Raw genomic sequence first — 17,704 nt, forward strand, 5'->3', positions numbered from 1 at the left:
CCTATAGACCTTCCTAAATTACATTTGAGTTTTCTACCTTCGTAAACATTTTGTTTAATTCTCTGGATAGCACTAGACGCCAAGGTCATCACATCTTTAGAATGAAAGAAAAAGAGGGAGCGTAGAACATGCCTATGAAAGAGGAAGCAGCGGAGTTTATTGAACTGTTTTATACTGAAATGAACTATCCTGCATCGGAAAAACAAAGCCGGTTGACGGATGTGTTGGCAAGTATTGAAACGAAAGGTACATACGAACTCACCTCAGAGGAATTGACCTATGGCGCAAAGGTGGCCTGGCGCAATAGCAATCGATGCATTGGGCGCTTATTTTGGGATAAGCTACACGTTTTTGATGCGCGGCATGTCCATAATGTCAAAGATGTTTACACTTCTCTTTTGGACCATATTTCTTTCGCAACCAATAAAGGTCGTATTCGTCCTACGATTACGGTGTTTCCCGAAAACGTACGCATTTGGAACCACCAATTGCTTCGCTATGCCGGGTATGAGCAAGCCGACGGAAGCGTTCTCGGCGACCCTCACTCGATTCGTTTTACCAAACATTGCCTTGATCTTGGTTGGGAGCCTCAGAGAACCGCCTTTGACATCTTGCCGCTAGTCATTCAAACGGGCGCTTCTCCACCAACGCTATTCCCGATTCCTGAAGCCTACATTTTACGTGTGCCGCTCTCACACCCTACTTATGAGCAGGTGGAGGATCTGTCTCTTGAGTGGTATGCTGTGCCGATTATTTCAGATATGTCGCTTGAGATCGGAGGCCACACCTATCCCGCAGCCCCATTTAATGGCTGGTATATGGAAACCGAAATTGGTGCACGTAACCTTGCAGATGAGGCCCGATATAATTTGCTTCCTATGATGGCGGAGATCGCAGGCTTTGACTCATCAAGGGAAAGTACCTTATGGCGAGATAAAGCGTTACTTGAGCTAAATATCGCCGTGATTGAGTCGTTTAAGAAGCATGGAGTAACCATCGTTGACCATCACACAGCCGCCAAGCAATTCAAGCATTTTGAAGCGCAAGAACACAAAGCGTGCCGCCACGTTACTGGTGATTGGTCATGGTTAATTCCACCCGTTTCTCCTGCAACAACGCATATCTTTCATCAATCCTATGAAAACAAAGTGCTCTCCCCAAACTATCATTATCAAGCTTCTTTGTATGGGTAACATTTAAATATCTACATAAAAAAACACCCCAACGATGATCTCTCATTGGGGTGTTTTTACGTTCATCATGCATTCAGTTTTTTTCATGAATGTAGGATCAATGATAACGTTATATAAGGGCGCCATTGCTGTGAACATGTCTTTGCCCCAACGCCAAGATGCAATATAGCCTGCACGAATTTCTTCTGGCTGGAGCCTTGCTGTTGTGGCACGAAGCCTTGTATACGATGCATCAGTTAAATCCTTTTCAATGTTTTGATAGGGATCTTCGCCATCAATTGTCGCTTGGTTTAGTATCCGTGCTATTTGGACTAGGCTCGCTCTCACATCACATAATATCGCCATGCTTCTCGCGTGCTCGCCGTATTGGAAGCTACGCATGCCTACAATCCAAGAATCAATCCATTGATAAAACAAGAGCTGGATATCTTTCGAAAGGACGCTATGCTTTTCAGCTTCTGATGGAAGACTGAGAATGCCAAGGTTATCATATTGAAGTGATAAATTAAAGGAGCGTTTCATGCTAACGTATTTCCCAATGAAGGGCTCATGTTGATCGTAAAAATGAAACTCTGCACGTCCTAAATGCTCAAACAGCACAACTGTTTTTCCGTTCTCTTCATACTGAAGCGCCACAGGTGATAACTGTCCAAGCCAGTCATGTTTTGAAAAGTCGTTCATGTTTGGGACAAGCAAATGAAATTTGCAATCTGCCCAATGCCTTGTTTTGTTCGATGTAAACATGTCATACATGAACATCGCTTCAATGGCACCATCCTTTTCAGCCATGTGCTTTACCGATGTATAACGATGACCTAAGCTCATCTTTTCTCCTCCTTTCTAAATAGGATGTCTTTCAAAGGACATTCCCCAAAAAGAGACGTGGCAATCATTTGATGAAATCTGAACCTACATTCGCATACGTAATATGGGAATTAATGCATGTTTCCGTGCTGTATATCCGGAATCGAAAAACGGGCAAATGAGGGAGACATCACGTTTTACACATGAGTGTCAGCGGAGAATTTTGTCCATATATAATTTTTTTTGCGCCGAGGAAAATTAGCACATTCTTGGCATGATGCTAAGGAAAATAGTGGTTATATAACAAACGGAACCGAATGACCGCGTATAGAATGGTATTCGGTAGGCACATCCTTGCGAACGTAAGCAGTGATTACATCAACCGTAAAAGTGTCAATCCAGTAGCTCAGTCCAATACGTCCATGCCAGTTGATAGGCAGGAAAATCGTCAGGATGATGAATGAGGCAGGTGGCCATTCGTTGATACAATGCCAAAACAGCTTCCCCGGCAAAATGCTGTTGGGTCCCTCGGTACGGATGCTTCATGACAGTTACTGCCTGCTGCAAAACGTCCAAAGTCAAATCGTCCGGTGAGGAAAAAAATGCGTAGAGCACATCGTACAACGGCCTTCCCACACAAGGGATTGGGTCGATCACACCAACCATCTCTGTGTCCTCAAACACCATGTTATGAACACCTAAGTCCCCGTGAAGCAGATAGGTGTGGGCATGCTCTATACTCTTAGAACGCGTGTAAAGAAGGTCTCGTGCGATCGCATGTTCAGCGTCTGTGAAGCGTGAAGCAATGACTGTTCTTGCCTCTTGCTGCCATTGCGCTGCCGTTGCTGGCGCCTCCCGCCAGTGCACTGATGACGTCTCCACTTGCTGAGCATAGGCGTTAATCACTTGCAAAACGAGCTTTCGTAACCACGTTGCTTTATAACCTGAGGGAGAGGCGCCAGTAGTCCCCGACAAAAATTCATACACATAATAATCGTCTGTTTCATACACGACATTTGGGAAGAGTGTGATGTCTTCATACTGACGCAAAAATTCGGTTTCGCTATGATGGTTCGCATTTCGTTTGAGAACATAGGCATAGGGCTGTGCGGAAGAGCCAATGGCATAGACCGAGCTCTCCGTGCCACCTGTAAGAGTAGTCACTTCTGAGCAGTTTGCTGGTACAATCAGGCTTGTTCGCAAATGGTCAAGAATCTTCTCGATTTGCTTCTCCATAACAGCACATCCCCCTTCAATGTTAAACGCCTCGTTTATTTCCCCATATCAACACATGCAATTGTGGCAGCACTCGAACATTGTTCATCGCAGAAGAGGCAACAACACGATCGACCAAGGCTTCATAATCGTCCAAAAGCCCAGAAACTAGGTTTGTTTGCTCGTCTGTGAGGGGATCAGGGTTGCCGACTTGAACGTAAAACGGCACTTGAGGATACCGCTGATGCACATGTTCAGCATACGCAAAGTCTGCCTTATCAAAGACAACAACCTTTAAGCTAGTGTGCGTGGTTGTCCGGTCTGCCTCCTCTACCTTTGAAAGAATGTCATCCAGCTTGGAAAAGTCTGTCTCCATGCCTGAGCTTGGTGGTTTCGGCGAAATTGTCAAATCATCGATGTTAAGAAACCAGTCTTGCCAAACACTGCCCTGTGTTTCAAGAGCCACTTGGCAGCCATTGTTGTGAAGAAGGTCAATGAGGTCACCAAGATGTCGGAGCAGTGCAGGATTCCCTCCTGAAATGGTCACGTGGTCAAAGTTCTCACCACCAGCCTGCTTTAGCTCGTGCCATACGTCTTCGACCGACAACTGACGAATATCCTCCTTCGCACTCCCATCCCATGTGAACGCAGAGTCACACCAAGTGCAGCGATAATCACAACCAGCAGTTCGGACAAACATGGTTTTTCTCCCTACCACCATGCCCTCGCCTTGTATCGTCGGTCCAAAAATTTCAAGAACTGGAATCATTCCATCCACTCCCTTCGCGCCTCTGCGAAGCTCGTAGGTGTCTCGAACAAACGAACAAATTCAACACGCGCCTGCTGTTCTTCACACACCGCGTGGCTTAAGGCGTCAGCCATTTTTTCATATATCCATACAACCATATTTTCAGCTGTCGTGTTCATAGGCGGAAGGGTTTCATTCAAATAGCGGTGATCCAAATGCACCTCAATCTCGTCCTTCCAGATCTGCTTAATATCTGCAAAATCCATCATTAAACCCCGTTCGTCCACGAACCCACTTACCCCAAATATTACCTTGTAGGTATGCCCATGGAGATTTTTACATTTGCCTTCGTAATGGTGGAGGTGATGCGCCGCATCGAACGTAAATTCTTTGGAGACGAGAACACGCTTCTGATGATACCGAAGCTGGTCTTTTTTTATATCTACGTCGATTTTTTGCAGCTGGTCAACAATGCGAAATCCGTAAGCCTCCATTAACGAACCTCCTTGCGTTGCAAATACGCAGCAAGTCCGTTAGCACGTAGCACACATGCTGGACAAACGCCACAGCCCACACCTACAATGCCTTCATAACAGGTGAGCGTTTTTTGCTGGACATAATTCAGTACACCAAGGTCATCGGCCATGCCCCACGTATCGGCTTTATCCAACCACATGAGTGGTGTATGCAACACAAAGTCCTTGTCCATCGATAGGTTCAAGGTGACGTTGAGGGACTTCACAAAAGCATCGCGACAGTCAGGATACCCACTAAAATCCGTTTCGCATACCCCCGTGACGAGATGCTTTGCGCCAACCTGGTGCGCCAAAATACCGGCAAAGGAAAGAAAGACGAGATTTCGCCCAGGGACAAAAGTAGATGGAAGCTCTCCGTCCTTCTGCTCAATCTCAATATCTGCTCGCGTGAGCGCGTTTGGTGCCAGCTGATTCAGCAAAGACAGGTCGAGCACATGGTGTGCCACTTCTTGCTCCGCTGCAATTGCCTGCGCCACTTCAATTTCAGCCGCATGCCGCTGACCATAATTGAAGGTGACTGCAATCACTTCTTTGAATGTCTGCTTCGCCCAAAACAAGCATGTCGTACTATCTTGTCCGCCGCTAAATACAACGACAGCTTTTTCTTCATTTAATCCCATAAAAAAAATTCTCCTTTCACTTCTGAAAGAGAGAATCTATCACACCAAAATAATCATAAACAAACAAAGCTGTGCAACACAGCCTTCCTTAGTTTTTTATAGAGGGTGCTCTAGAACCTCTCCCGTTAAACGGAATGATGATGAAATTGTCTTTCCTAGAGTACCATAGACCGCTCATTTGAAAAAGCAAAACTTCAATGGCACTTGGACAAACCAGCGCTGCATAGGCTGAACAAAGTGCACGTAGAAGGAGGAGCTTTTAGTCATGTCTATCGATCGCATTCTTGTTGCAAGCCCAATTCATCAAAAACCTGAAATTCTCCAACTGTTCCTGCAATCGTTAGGGCGGGTCATTGACGAAACACCACAGGAGCTTTCGTTTTATTTTATTGATGACAATACAGATCCGCAGAGCACAAAGCTCCTTAAAGCCTTTGCTGAGAAATGGCCAAACGTCCGCATTGATCCATCTAACAAGCAGGATAACTATACGAAGACCGAAGATACCCACTTTTGGAGCGACCACCTCGTTTGGAAAGTGGCAGCTTTTAAAAATGAAATGATTGATGCTGCCTTGATTCAAAATGTAGATGGACTGTTTTTGGTCGATTCCGATCTACTGCTTCACCCTGACACACTGCGGCATTTAGCCGAGCAGGAGAAAGACATCCTCTCTGAAGTGTTCTGGACACAGTGGCAAGCAGGGGCGATGGCGCAACCACAAGTCTGGCTAAAGGACGAGTACACACAATGGGATCAACAACGCGGCGAAAGTGTGCCCGATGCCGAAAGCATGAAACGTTTTGGAAACTTTCTAGAAACTTTGAAGCAGCCCGGCGTGTATGAGGTAGGCGGTCTTGGAGCATGTACGTTTCTCTCCAAGCATGCCTTGGAGCGCGGTGTTCATTTCGGGGAAATTTACAATTTGAGTTTTTGGGGCGAAGACCGCCATTTTTGCGTCCGTGCCGCAGCGTTAGGCTTTCCACTTTATGTTGATACACATTATCCCGCGTTTCACATTTACCGAGATTCTGACATTGCGGAAGCTAAACAATTCCTTGGGCGCACTTCTCCAGAAGAGCCTAGGCTCGAAGTGATGGCCCACCCAAGAGTAACGCTGTCGATGATCGTGAGAAATGAGGAGCAGCGCTTTCTAAAACAGGTCCTCCACTCCCATCTCCCCTACATTACCGATGCTGTCATCATTGATGATGGCAGTACCGATCAAACGGCTCAGCTTTGTCAGGAGATTTTAAAGGATATTCCATTAACCCTTATACGAAACGACACGTCCCAGTTCGCAGATGAAATCTCGTTACGTAAACAGCAATGGAAGGAGACATTGCTGACAAAGCCGGATTGGATTTTAAACCTCGACGCCGATGAGATGTTTGAAAAGGCGGCCGCTACGAAGATAAAGCACCTCATTGACCAGGAAGCCTACGACCTATATTCCTTCCAGCTTTATGATTTTTGGAACGAGACCCATTACCGTGAGGATGCACACTGGAACGCCCATCACCTCTACAGACCATTTCTGCTCCGCTACCAGCCCGAATTCCTCTACACGTGGCATGAAACGGCTCAGCACTGTGGGCGATTTCCGAACAATCTTTGGAGCCTGCCTAACAGTCTATCCACGCTAAGAGTCAAGCATCTAGGCTGGTCCAGGGAAGAAGATCGCCTCTCTAAATATGAACGTTATAAAGCCCTGGACAAAGACGCGCACTATGGAGACTCTGCCCAGTATGAGTCGATATTAGATGAGAATCCGACATTGATAGCGTTTGAAGAATAAGGTAGAAGCCAGTAAAAAAACAAGCGAGCGTGGCTTCGGCTCACTTGTGCACTTTTTGGGCTCGCTTTCCCCATTTTGCGGCTCGCTTTTCTCCCATTCGGGCTCGCTTCCGATCAATTTAGGCTCGCTTTAACTGATTCAGCTCGCTTGTGCACTTTTTGGGCTCGCTTTCCCTATTTTGCGGCTCGCTTTTCTCCCATTCGGGCTCGCTTCCGATCATTTTAGGCTCGCTTTAACTGATTCGGCTCACTTGTGCACTTTTTGGGCTCGCTTTCCCTATTTTGCGGCTCGCTTTTCTCCCATTCGGGCTCGCTTCCGATCAATTTAGGCTCGCTTTCTCTAATCCGGTAACCGGTACACTCAGACTTATCGTACTTCCTCATGAAGTCTATAATTTTTTCCCCACAGAAAAACGGAAGGCGTCTGCCTTCCGTTCTCTTCACCTCTATTTGGACAAGAACTTTACACAAACACCTGCAGATACTGTCTGTTCACCAGCCAATGCCGTGAGTTTCCCTGTGTCTTTGTCTCTTTTGTATACAAGCACATTGTCGCTTTCCTGATTGGCGGCGACAACATAGCCTTCCGTCGGATCAAGCACAAAATCACGCGGCCAATGACCTTCAGTGGATACACGCTGAACGAGCGAAAGCTTTTTTGATGTCTCATCTACCGAAAAGACGGCGATACTGTCGTGTCCACGATTTCCAGCATACACAAAAGCACCGTCACTGGAAAGGTGGATCGCACTGCCCTGACTGTTTTCAAAAAAGTCACTAGGCAGCGTGGAAATGGCTTGCTCCTGTTCGAAAACGCCCGTCTTCGCATCGTAGGAAAGAACAACAACTTCATTGCTCAGCTCTGTTAATACAAAGGCATGCTTTCCGTCGGGATGAAAAGCGATATGACGAGGACCAGAACCTGGCGCAAAAACGAATCGAGCCACCTGGTTTAGTTCGTTATTTAATGGATCATATGTGATAAGCTCATCTGTCCCTAAATCGACGGCAACGACGTAGCGTTGATCTGGGGTGAAGCCTGCGTAATGGGCGTGGGCTTTTTCCTGCCGATCAGAGTTTGGACCACTGCCTTTATGCTGTACCGTTGCTGCTACAGGGCCAAGCGAACCATCAGCTTCTACAGGGTATAATGCGACGAGACCCGTATGATAATTGGCCGTTACCACTTGTGTTCGTGCATCATTGACGCTCACGTGGCACGGTGATCCTTCTCCACCAATTTGCTTATTGAGAGGCGTCAACTCACCTGATGAGCTGACACTGTAAGCCGCCACGCCGCCACTGTCGCCTTCCTTGGCAACAGCGTAAAGCACTTGGCCATCTGTGCTAAGATTCACGTAAGTCGGGTTGTCCAGTTCAGCCACTAGAACTGGGGCAGTGAGCTTAGCGCTAGCGGTATCTAGTTCTACTGAATACACCCCTTGACTGTCTTTTTTTGTGTAAGCTCCGATAAATGCTGTATACGTTGCGATGGGAATCCACTCCTTAGCAATAGCTTTATTATAGTTTTCAGTGTAGCATATTGCGAATGGGTTGGCATTTATAGAAGACTGATGGATTGCATGTGTTTAGTCGGTATAGTTCCCTCAATTATTGTGTTCCCCAAACTCTCTTTTCCTTTTGCTGAACAGAAAAAGCCACAGGTTTTGTTAATGAACTTGTGGCGGTATGTATCGTCCATTTCCAACACTGTTTAGTTCTGTAAAAATTGCTTAATTCCAGGCGATAACATGGTATAATTTAGATAACAATAACGATACTCACAGGTGGATCGGCACTCCTTTTAGAAAGGAGGTGCCACCAATGACCACATATGAAGCTTTGACTTTAATGTTGGCCTTTGGAACGCTTGTTTTCTTGATAACAACAAGAAAAAAGTAACCCGCCTGCTGAGTTAGGACACTCTGGCGAATTACTCTTCGTTTGTGGCCGATCCATTTACGGAATCGTTGTTGTAAGTCACAAGTGTTAGCCGCACTTGTGGCTTTTTTAGTGTTTCCACTTATTGAGATAATTATATCACAGAATACGGTGAATTTCATACTTCAGTTCATACTTCTTATGAACTTTTATGTAACTTGTCATAACTTATTCATTTTAATATTAGGGCGTGTCTGAGAACTCAGAAGGGAGCAGAAGTTGCCGAATTTTCGTTCCAAGCAAGGCGCTTTTTCGCAGGCGTACCGAACGTACGTCAAGGAAAAGGAACGAAGCAGGGGACGAAAAGGCGGTGACAGATGCCTCTTAGCTAGTTTTAAGACACGCCCTAAATACGGTCAATGAATATACGATCTAAAACCCTCAGTTGAACGCCTGAAAGAGCAAAATAAATACATCGCTAAAACGTTGGCTAAAAGAGATAAAAGCCTTATTTCAAACATGCGCGAGGTCAGTGCCAGTAAGACTCCACCCTAAGAAACAAGGGTTTTTATCCAGGCTTTTTTCTTTAAACAATGAATCGTTAAACCTTTGTAAATCCCATCACAATTCTATTGACACCTTTTAGAGAAACAATTAGTATCTAGACTAGTCGTTATAATTTCGACGTATTATTTTTTTTTTTACAACTCAGGGGGAGATGACGATGATCTTTTGAATGATGTGAAGGGGATTATACTATCAACAGCCAGCAGGCTTTTTTGTACGCAAGGGTATCATGGGACGGGTTTGAACCAAATCATTAAAGAAAGCGGTAGCCCAAAAGGATCGCTATATCACTATTTCCCTAATGGTAAAGAACAGCTTGCGGCTGAGGCGATTGCTGGTGTCACTACAGATAGCACTACCTACTTTAAGCAGTTGTTCCACCAAGAGGATGATCTTGTCTCAGCCTTTGAACGGATGTTTTCAAAGCAAGCCGAATGCTTTAATGAATCAAAGAACTTTTCATTTGGCGCATGGCCGATTGGGTTGCTCTCATTGGAAGTTTCAGGGGAAAGTGAACGGATTCGCGAAGCCTGTGACAGCTATTACGATGTTATTCAATGTCTGTGGGCAGAACAACTACAAAGCTACGGGCATACTGAAAATGAAAGCAGACAAATTGCCTTAAGCATGATCGCCATGATCGAAGGGGCAATTATTTTGTGCTGTGCACAACAGAACGCTCAACCACTTCTGGCGATTCAACCAGCTCTCGTGAAACTTATAAAACGTGACAGAGCATCTCATCCAAAAGGAGAACTATTATGAACACAACAAACACAAGCACAGCACCTGCTGGGATTGACCCCAACATTAAAGTGGTTCCAATCATGGTCGCTTTAATCACAGGTGTCTTTTTCTCCATAATGAACGAAACGTTGTTGAACGTTGCATTGACACCTCTGTCAGAGCAGTTTGACGTACCACACACTACGATTCAATGGCTGACAACTGGCTATCTGTTGGTCGTTGGTATACTTGTTCCCATATCTGCCTTGCTTATTTCTTGGTTTACAACACGACAAATGTTTATCGGTGGAATGATCATCTTTACCATCGGAACACTCATTTGTGGGTTTGCACCAAACTTCCCGGTTCTTCTGATCGGTCGTCTCGTCCAAGCAACAAGCACAGGCTTGATGCTCCCCATACTAATGAACACGATTTTAGTGCTCATTCCTGCTGAACGTCGGGGAAGCGCCATGGGACTGATTGGTCTGGTGATCATGTTCGCACCTGCCATTGGACCAACGTTATCAGGACTGATTGTTGAAAATTTTGGCACACAATGGCTGTTTTTCTTCGTCGTGCCGTTTGCTTTATTGTCTATTGGAATTGCATGGGTTTACTTGAAGAATGTTACGAGAGTGACAAAGCCTAAAATTAACATTCCGTCCATAATCCTTTCTACCATTGGTTTTGGTGGCATCGTGTTTGGCTTTAGTTCTGCTGAAGGAGAAGCGGGCTTTGCACAGCCTCAGGTTATCGTCTCCATTGTTGTTGGTGCAATCGCTCTGGCGGCGTTTATCGTATTGCAGCTACGACTGAAGGAGCCTATGCTCGATTTCCGAACATTCAAGTACCCGATGTTTTCAATCTCAACGATCCTCATGGTCATTGTTATGATGTCGATGTTTTCAACAATGATTTTATTGCCCATGCTTTTAACAGATGGCATCGGATTGACCGGAACGATTGCCGGCTTGGCTTTGCTTCCCGGCGGGCTACTAAACGGGTTGTTTTCGCCAATAACGGGGCGTCTGTTTGATAAGTTTGGGCCTCGTGCGTTGATCATCCCGGGAACGATTGCGTTAAGCATTGTGCTGTTTTTCTTATCCAACATCAATGCAGACACTCCGTTCGCCTTGTTTGTTGCGCTTCACATCGTCTTGATGCTTTCCATCTCAATGATTATGATGCCAACACAAACCAACGGACTGAATCAGCTTGATCAATCGCTCTATCCACACGGGACAGCGATTTTGAACACCTTAATGCAGGTAGCCGGTGCGATTGGTATTGCGTTCTTTGTCGGCATTAAAGCATCGGGCGTCATGTCGGCAGAAGCCGATGGAGCCACAGAAGCGATGGCCGTGATTGCAGGTACAAAAGGTGCCTTTACCATTGCCTTTGTCATCTCCCTCCTTGCTGTCGTTCTTTCGTTTTTCACAAAACGCGCTAAATCTCCACAAGGTGCACCAGGTGAAGCAAATCAGCAGCCAATGCATTAATTAACATTCGCCTCACGATGGCCATCTTTGGTCATCGTGTTTTTTGTTTAACGGCACCTTGAGCCCCTGCTCGTCCATTGATAAAATAAAGTACGGATTCTCAAGGAGGACAATGATGAAAACTGCCTTACATGTCGTTGCGAAAGCACTGGAAGGTCAAAGAATCGCTTACCATTTTATAAACGAAACCGCCCTTTATATCCAAGGGGCACTCTCTTCTCCCCCCAAACAGCTTTCTGTGGAGGTGCAGTGGGATGTGTTTGACGCTGCCTGTCAATTGTTCAATAGCTCGCCCCCAGAAACACGTAAAAATGAACGTAAAGCTTCATGCTCGGTTGAGGTCGAAGGAACCTCTGTGCAGATTTCTTGCCTATTCCAGACAACCGTTCGCACGCATCCGCAACGCATCCAGTTGGCCTCCGATGGCGAACGAGTTTGGTGCCTATCGCTTTATGCCTATCTAGGCGATCAAACCCTGGCTCCTATCGTTCAGCAACACTTGAACGATTTACAGAACGACGTGACGCAAACGAACCAGCACGTTTGGAACCGGGATCAATACACAGCGTTGGTGGAACGCCATGGCGCTCCAAATAAGATGGCGCAAAAACTTAAAAAACACCCCGCATGGCGACTTCACCCTTTTAAAGACCATCTTGAGCCCATCAATGGGAGCTCTATTCTTCATCTTATGGGCTCAAGCGGTGTAAAAGGGGTCGCGCTATCAATGCTTGGTGCCAAAGTGACCATTGTTGATTTTTCAGAAGAAAATGCGGCCTATGCCAAGGCGCTTGCCGAAGAAGCTGGTGTACATCTTGATTACATCGTTACAGATGTGCTACGCCTGCCCGAAGAGCCACATAATCATTACGATCGTGTTGTGCTTGAGCTTGGCGTGCTTCATTACTTTGTCAATCTGCAGCCATTAATGAATGTAGTTGCTCAGATGTTAGCCAATGGAGGTCGTTTTGTGCTCCATGAATTTCATCCTGTGTCGACAAAGCTTATCACCTCAACGGGCAAAATGCGCACTGTCGATGGAAACTATTTTGATCCGACAATAAATGAACAGGTTCCCGCCTCTTCAAAGCATTTGCCAGAAGACAAAAGAGACAAGCTACCCCGTGTCTTCCAACGGAAGTGGACACTTGGGGAGATTGTGACCGCCGTCGCAAAGGCAGGGCTTACGATTGATGTGTTGTCTGAAGAGCCTAATCATAAAATGAATGACATCGGCCTGCCAAAGACCTTTACCCTCGTTGCAACGAAGCCAGCTTAATTTCATAAATTTAAAAATGCTACGGACGAGGACCTGCGATATCCGCATAGTCCTGCGTCCGTAGCATATTAATCCGGTACAATTCGAGCAACAGAAATGGCGAATCTAAGAAGGATGAAAATGTGAATCATCAGCCAGGGTAAATCATCATCTTTAGCGTATTCGCCTTGTCGTGTATAGCTGCTTGGAAAGCAGCTCCTGTTTCTTCAAGTGAGTACTTCCCTGTAATCATTTGTGTGATATCCACTTTCCCATCAGAGAGCAATTTAATGGCGTCTGGGTAGGTATGATGATAACGAAAGACGCCGATGAGCTTGAGCTCACTATCTACCATGTATGGGACAGGGAGGGATACTTCATCTACTGGGGGCAAACCGACGATGACGACGCGCCCTCCACGTCTAACGGCTTGGATGGCCTGCCTTAGCGCATCAGGATGCCCTGCCGTTTCTAAGGCAAGGTCAACTCCACGACCATCTGTGATGTGGGCAAGCTCCTCTTCTAGCTTGCCTTCCCTGAGATTTACTGTATGGGTCGCTCCAAATTGCCGAGCCATGTCGAGTCGCTTCTCCTCTAGGTCAACAGCGACAATCATAGAGGCACCTGCCAGCCTGGCATTTGCCGCAGCCATAAGCCCAATTGGCCCCATGCCCATAATGATGACCGTCTCTCCTTCGGTCAACGTGCCTCTACGGACCGCATGAAGTCCAACCGAAAAGGGCTCAATCAGTGCTGCGGTCTCATCGGACATGCTGTCAGGGATCGGATAAACAACCTCTTCTCTCATCGTCACGTATTCACAAAACGCACCATCGTATGGTGGTGTGGCTAAAAACTCAACCTCTGAGCATAAATTATACGTACCGTCGCGGCAAAACTCACACTCGCCACAGGTCATCCCGGGCTCAATAGCCACACGTTGACCGACTGATAGAGAAGTGACACCTTCGCCTATGCCCACGATTTCACCTGCTGCCTCATGCCCTAGAATAATAGGCTTTTCAACAACGAAGCGACCAATTTTTCCATGCTCATAATAGTGCACGTCTGATCCGCAAAGTCCAACCGCCGTTATTTTAATCAGAACCTCTCCTGCGTTTGGTACAGGACGCTCCAATGATTTTATGGAAATCGTCAATGGGTGTTCCAAAACAGCTGCTTTCATTTTAGTCCCTCATTTCTTTTAAGCGCTTTCATTCATCATACTATTTTACTGTATTATTGAAAACGAAAAAGATATTTTTTACCCCTTGACCTTGACGCAACGTAAATGTTTAAGCTTATTTTTGAAGGAGGCATTCGATATGGAATACACTGTAAAAAAACTTGCTCAGATGGCTGGTGTTAGTGCACGAACACTGCGCTATTATGATGAAATCGGCATGCTGAAACCCGCTCGTATCAACTCCTCGGGCTACAGAATATATGGAGCTGAGGAGGTCGATCGCTTGCAACAAATTCTTTTTTATAAAGAGCTTGGCGTAGAACTAGAGCAAATCAAAAGCATCGTGACGGATCCCACGTTCAATGGATTAGCTGCTCTTAAAGAACATCAGCGCAACCTCCTTCAAAAACGAGCTCTTCTTGACGCCCTGCTTGGAAACGTTAAGAAGACGATTGAACAAACAGAAAGGGGCATTCCAATGAGAGATCAGGAAAAATTTGAAGCCTTTAAACAGAAGGCAATACAGGAAAACGAAGCGAAATACGGTGAGGAGATTCGTGAAAAATATGGAGGCGACAGGATTGATGCTTCTAATAAGAAGTTCATGAATATGACTGTTGAAGAGTATGAGGCTTTTAAAGCATTGGAGCAAGAGGTGTTAGACACCCTCATTGAGGCATACAAAACAGGCGACCCTGCAGGTCCACTTGGTCAAAAAACAGCGGACCTACACAAGCAATGGCTTACCTACACGTGGAGCTCCTATTCTCCAGAGGCACACGTAGGCCTTGCGCAAATGTACGTCGATGACGAACGTTTTACAAAATATTATGATGATCATCAGCCTGGTGGCGCCGAATTTTTACGTGATGCGGTATTGGCCTACACGGGAAAACCAAAGAGCTAAATCAAAAGCGATGGGCTTCGATTCCCATCGCTTTTTTATGAAGATTTATCGTCTGCATGCACCTTATTCAGTGACGTGCTCGAGGCATTCTGTTTCTTTGCCATAAACTTTCGTTTAACGAATAAACCAATCAACAACAAAGGCACCCCAATAAGGAAAATATAAAGAGAGACTCCCTTCACCATGCCCTCTGCCGCTTGGCCATAAGCAAAAATCAGACCTCCGACAACATAAAACTTTACAGCACGACCGATAGCTGCATACAAAATGAGCTTCCAAAGGGGAAACTTTAAGAATCCTGATAATATCGTAAACACTTTAAATGGAATTGGCGTAAACGCACCGATTAATACCGCTGCTTCGCCATTTTTCTCAAACATCCTCGTAGCGGCATCGACCCATTTTGGCTTTAGTATTTTCTGAAGAATCCCTTTTCCAAGGACGCGTCCTAAAAAATAGCCCACTGGTGTCCCTAGTAAACATGCCACATACCCTGCCGTAGCAAGCCATAGTGCCTGAGACGGATCGATTAAACTTAAAGGTACTTGCAAAAAAAATGCAGGAATCGGAAAAATGACAGCGTCTAAAAACGAGTGAATCATCAATCCCCATATTCCAAACGTCATCAAAAAATCCAAAAACTCCTGGAACATTTATGCACGCCCCGTCTTACACAAAATTTTTCTTACTTTATCATCCTTATCGTACCATTCGTCTGTATGTTATACAACGGGCGCAGGTCGTAGTTTTACAAAAACTACATATGACTTCACTTTATTTATGTCGGAAATAACCTTAACGATCTCTTCGTCTATTATTCGCTCATGTGACATTCTCATATGGCTTGAATGATTCCTAAAAAAATATACCCTGCCTACGGTCGACAGAGTATATCATTAAAGTAAAACCTTATTCTTTTAATGATCCGATTAATACACCCTTCACAAAAAACCTTTGTAGCATTGGATATAAGAATAGAATTGGAATGGTCGCAACAATAATGGTGGCGTATTTAATGGTTTCCCCAATCATGTGCCTTTCCCCACCTGAAATCCCTGTCATAAATTCATCTGTGCTGTTTTGAATGAGGATTTCCCTTAGAACTAATTGAAGAGGGAACAAATCTCGATCCCGCAAATACACCAATGCATTAAAGTATTGGTTCCAATGACCAACAGCATAAAACAACGTAATAACAGCCATTACTGGTAATGATAAAGGAATGATGATGCGGAAAAATATCGTGAAATCATTTGCCCCATCTATCTTTGCAGATTCCTCAAGACTATCAGGAATACCTTGAAATGACGTCCTCATTATGATCAAATTCCAGGCACTTATCGCTGTTGGCAAAATCATCGACCACCTTGTGTCGACTAAACCTAGATCACCTACTAATAAATATGTAGGAATTAAACCACCAGAGAAGAACATTGTAAAGACGATCGCCATCATAATAGGTTTACCTAGCATGACTTTTTTTCGTGACAACGCATAGGCAGCCATCGAGGTTAGAATCATATTTAATACCGTACCGCCAATGACATAAATTAATGTATTTCCATACCCAACAAGGACCATTGGGTTATCAAAAACTAAGCGATATGCCTCTATAGAAAAACCTTCCGGCCACAATAAAAGGCCTCGGTGTTGAGAAACAAGGGCAGGATCGCTTAACGATGCAAACAACACATATAAAAATGGATACAATGTGGCACACATCAATAGGATCATGAACACTGTGTTCCCTGCATCAAATACTTTTTCGCCAGCGCTTCGCTTCATTATTCAATCCACCCCCTACCATAAGCTGCTTCCTGTCCCTTTCCGACTCAAAATATTCGCACCAATAAGAAGTGCAAAGTTGATGACTGAATTGAACAGACCGACGGCAGCACTATAGCTGAAATTGGCTTCAAGTATCCCTTTCCGATACACATAAGTAGAGATCACATCGGCTGTTTCATACGTCATTGGATTGTACATCAATATAATTTTTTCATACCCTACTGTCATCATACTGCCCATTTGGAGGATGAAAAGAATCACAATAGTCGGCAAAATGCCAGGAATCGTAATGTGCCACGCCTGCTTAAACCGACCGGCTCCATCCATTTTCGCGGCTTCATACAACTGCGGATTCACATTTGCCATAGCCGCTAAATAAATGATAGATCCCCAACCAATCCCTTGCCATATGCCCGATCCGATGTATATTGGCCTAAACCAGGAGGCTTCCTGCATAAAAGCAATTGGTTCAAAGCCAAACATGGCGGTAAGTTGGTTGATTAATCCGTCACGGGCAGTAAAGTCGACGAGCATTCCCACCACAACCACAACGGAGATGAAATGCGGCAAGTACGTAATCGTTTGAATGGTACGTTTAAAAGCAAGTCGTCGCACCTCATTAAGCAATAAAGCAAGAATGATAGGTGCCGGAAAAGCAAACATCAACTCGAATAAACTGATCAATACGGTATTTCGTATCAATGGCCAAAAGTAATAGCCCGAAAAGAAGTCCTTGAAGTGTTCAAAACCAGACCAGGGACTATTCCATATGCCGATCGTTGTACTATACTCTTTAAACGCAATCTGCAGTCCGTACATTGGCGCATAGTGAAAAATGGCGTAATACAAGACAGCCGGTAACACCATGGCATAGATATACCGATTGCGCTTAAGATCTTTGCCCAATCGATACCAGTACGTCCGTTTCTTATACAATAAATCCGTCTTTTGCTTTTCAGTAATGACCTTACCCATC

Annotated in this window: 17 protein-coding genes, 1 pseudogene and 1 riboswitch; of the genes and pseudogenes, 8 read left to right on the top strand and 10 right to left on the bottom strand. The window is 45.1% G+C overall.

Translation table 11 applies throughout. The features are described from left to right. Positions 1-128: 128 nt before the first annotated feature. The gene (locus EV213_RS06275) at positions 129-1,193 is read left to right on the top strand and encodes a nitric oxide synthase oxygenase (protein ID WP_133579660.1); all 1,065 of its coding nucleotides are present in this window, start codon (positions 129-131) and stop codon (positions 1,191-1,193) included. A gap of 42 nt (positions 1,194-1,235) precedes the next feature. Here EV213_RS06275 and EV213_RS06280 read toward each other — a convergent pair whose 3' ends face one another. The 5 genes from EV213_RS06280 to queC form a co-directional block, all read right to left on the bottom strand. Continuing rightward, positions 1,236-2,018 (bottom strand): hypothetical protein, encoded by a 783-nt coding sequence (locus tag EV213_RS06280; RefSeq protein ID WP_133579661.1) that lies wholly within the window; start codon positions 2,016-2,018, stop codon positions 1,236-1,238. A gap of 372 nt (positions 2,019-2,390) precedes the next feature. Then, positions 2,391-3,233, bottom strand: a complete 843-nt coding sequence (locus EV213_RS06285) for a phosphotransferase family protein (RefSeq protein WP_133579662.1) — start codon at positions 3,231-3,233, stop codon at positions 2,391-2,393. Between the two features lie 22 nt (positions 3,234-3,255). After that, positions 3,256-3,990, bottom strand: coding sequence for a 7-carboxy-7-deazaguanine synthase QueE (gene queE, locus EV213_RS06290; RefSeq protein WP_133579663.1), 735 nt, complete (start codon positions 3,988-3,990; stop codon positions 3,256-3,258). After that, positions 3,978-4,454 carry a 6-carboxytetrahydropterin synthase QueD gene (queD, locus tag EV213_RS06295; RefSeq protein WP_133579664.1) on the bottom strand — a complete coding sequence of 159 codons (477 nt, stop codon included), beginning with the start codon at positions 4,452-4,454 and terminating at the stop codon, positions 3,978-3,980. The genes queE and queD overlap by 13 nt, the downstream gene beginning before the upstream one ends. Next, positions 4,454-5,116 carry a 7-cyano-7-deazaguanine synthase QueC gene (gene queC, locus EV213_RS06300; protein WP_133579665.1) on the bottom strand — a complete coding sequence of 221 codons (663 nt, stop codon included), beginning with the start codon at positions 5,114-5,116 and terminating at the stop codon, positions 4,454-4,456. The genes queD and queC overlap by 1 nt, the downstream gene beginning before the upstream one ends. 82 nt (positions 5,117-5,198) lie before the next feature. Continuing rightward, a riboswitch (PreQ1 riboswitch) is annotated at positions 5,199-5,242 on the bottom strand. Positions 5,243-5,381: 139 nt separating this feature from the next. On the opposite strand from queC, the gene EV213_RS06305 reads away from it, so the two are divergent. Then, positions 5,382-6,914 (top strand): glycosyltransferase family 2 protein, encoded by a 1,533-nt coding sequence (locus EV213_RS06305; RefSeq protein ID WP_133579666.1) that lies wholly within the window; start codon positions 5,382-5,384, stop codon positions 6,912-6,914. Positions 6,915-7,359: 445 nt separating this feature from the next. Here the strand turns inward: EV213_RS06305 and EV213_RS06310 are convergent, their stop codons facing one another. Beyond that, complete coding sequence (locus tag EV213_RS06310) at positions 7,360-8,406, bottom strand: lactonase family protein (protein WP_133579667.1); 1,047 nt, start codon at positions 8,404-8,406, stop codon at positions 7,360-7,362. A 331-nt stretch (positions 8,407-8,737) separates the two neighbouring features. On the opposite strand from EV213_RS06310, the gene EV213_RS21290 reads away from it, so the two are divergent. From EV213_RS21290 to EV213_RS21045, 5 genes and pseudogenes are all read left to right on the top strand, one after another. Further along, the gene (locus tag EV213_RS21290; RefSeq protein WP_424923030.1) at positions 8,738-8,815 is read left to right on the top strand and encodes a putative holin-like toxin; all 78 of its coding nucleotides are present in this window, start codon (positions 8,738-8,740) and stop codon (positions 8,813-8,815) included. Between the two features lie 711 nt (positions 8,816-9,526). Continuing rightward, positions 9,527-9,692, top strand: a pseudogene (gene yxaF, locus EV213_RS21295) (transcriptional regulator YxaF); the annotation flags it as partial. A 41-nt stretch (positions 9,693-9,733) separates the two neighbouring features. Continuing rightward, positions 9,734-10,126 (top strand): LmrA/YxaF family transcription factor, encoded by a 393-nt coding sequence (locus tag EV213_RS06315; protein ID WP_424923031.1) that lies wholly within the window; start codon positions 9,734-9,736, stop codon positions 10,124-10,126. Next, complete coding sequence (locus tag EV213_RS06320) at positions 10,123-11,589, top strand: MDR family MFS transporter (RefSeq protein WP_133579669.1); 1,467 nt, start codon at positions 10,123-10,125, stop codon at positions 11,587-11,589. Before EV213_RS06315 ends, EV213_RS06320 begins: the two co-directional genes overlap by 4 nt. Before the next feature lie 115 nt (positions 11,590-11,704). Continuing rightward, a complete protein-coding gene (locus EV213_RS21045) occupies positions 11,705-12,868 on the top strand; it encodes a class I SAM-dependent methyltransferase (RefSeq protein ID WP_243740008.1) in 1,164 nt (387 codons plus the stop codon). Between the two features lie 130 nt (positions 12,869-12,998). Here the strand turns inward: EV213_RS21045 and EV213_RS06330 are convergent, their stop codons facing one another. Then, on the bottom strand, positions 12,999-14,033 hold the full coding sequence (locus tag EV213_RS06330) for an NAD(P)-dependent alcohol dehydrogenase (RefSeq protein WP_133579670.1): 1,035 nt from the start codon (positions 14,031-14,033) through the stop codon (positions 12,999-13,001). Positions 14,034-14,172: 139 nt separating this feature from the next. On the opposite strand from EV213_RS06330, the gene EV213_RS06335 reads away from it, so the two are divergent. Beyond that, positions 14,173-14,940, top strand: coding sequence for a MerR family transcriptional regulator (locus EV213_RS06335; RefSeq protein WP_133579671.1), 768 nt, complete (start codon positions 14,173-14,175; stop codon positions 14,938-14,940). Positions 14,941-14,975: 35 nt separating this feature from the next. On the opposite strand, the gene EV213_RS06340 is transcribed toward EV213_RS06335, so the two are convergent. The 3 genes from EV213_RS06340 to EV213_RS06350 all read right to left on the bottom strand — a co-directional run bounded on the left by EV213_RS06340 (position 14,976) and on the right by EV213_RS06350 (position 17,703). Next, on the bottom strand, positions 14,976-15,593 hold the full coding sequence (locus tag EV213_RS06340) for a YqaA family protein (protein ID WP_133579672.1): 618 nt from the start codon (positions 15,591-15,593) through the stop codon (positions 14,976-14,978). Between the two features lie 256 nt (positions 15,594-15,849). Next, the gene (locus tag EV213_RS06345; RefSeq protein WP_133579673.1) at positions 15,850-16,725 is read right to left on the bottom strand and encodes a carbohydrate ABC transporter permease; all 876 of its coding nucleotides are present in this window, start codon (positions 16,723-16,725) and stop codon (positions 15,850-15,852) included. 15 nt (positions 16,726-16,740) lie between these two features. After that, positions 16,741-17,703 (bottom strand): ABC transporter permease, encoded by a 963-nt coding sequence (locus tag EV213_RS06350; RefSeq protein ID WP_133579674.1) that lies wholly within the window; start codon positions 17,701-17,703, stop codon positions 16,741-16,743. Position 17,704: the final 1 nt, after the last annotated feature.

Origin of the sequence: Aureibacillus halotolerans (assembly GCF_004363045.1) — a bacterium.
GTDB lineage: Bacteria > Bacillota > Bacilli > Bacillales > DSM-28697 > Aureibacillus > Aureibacillus halotolerans.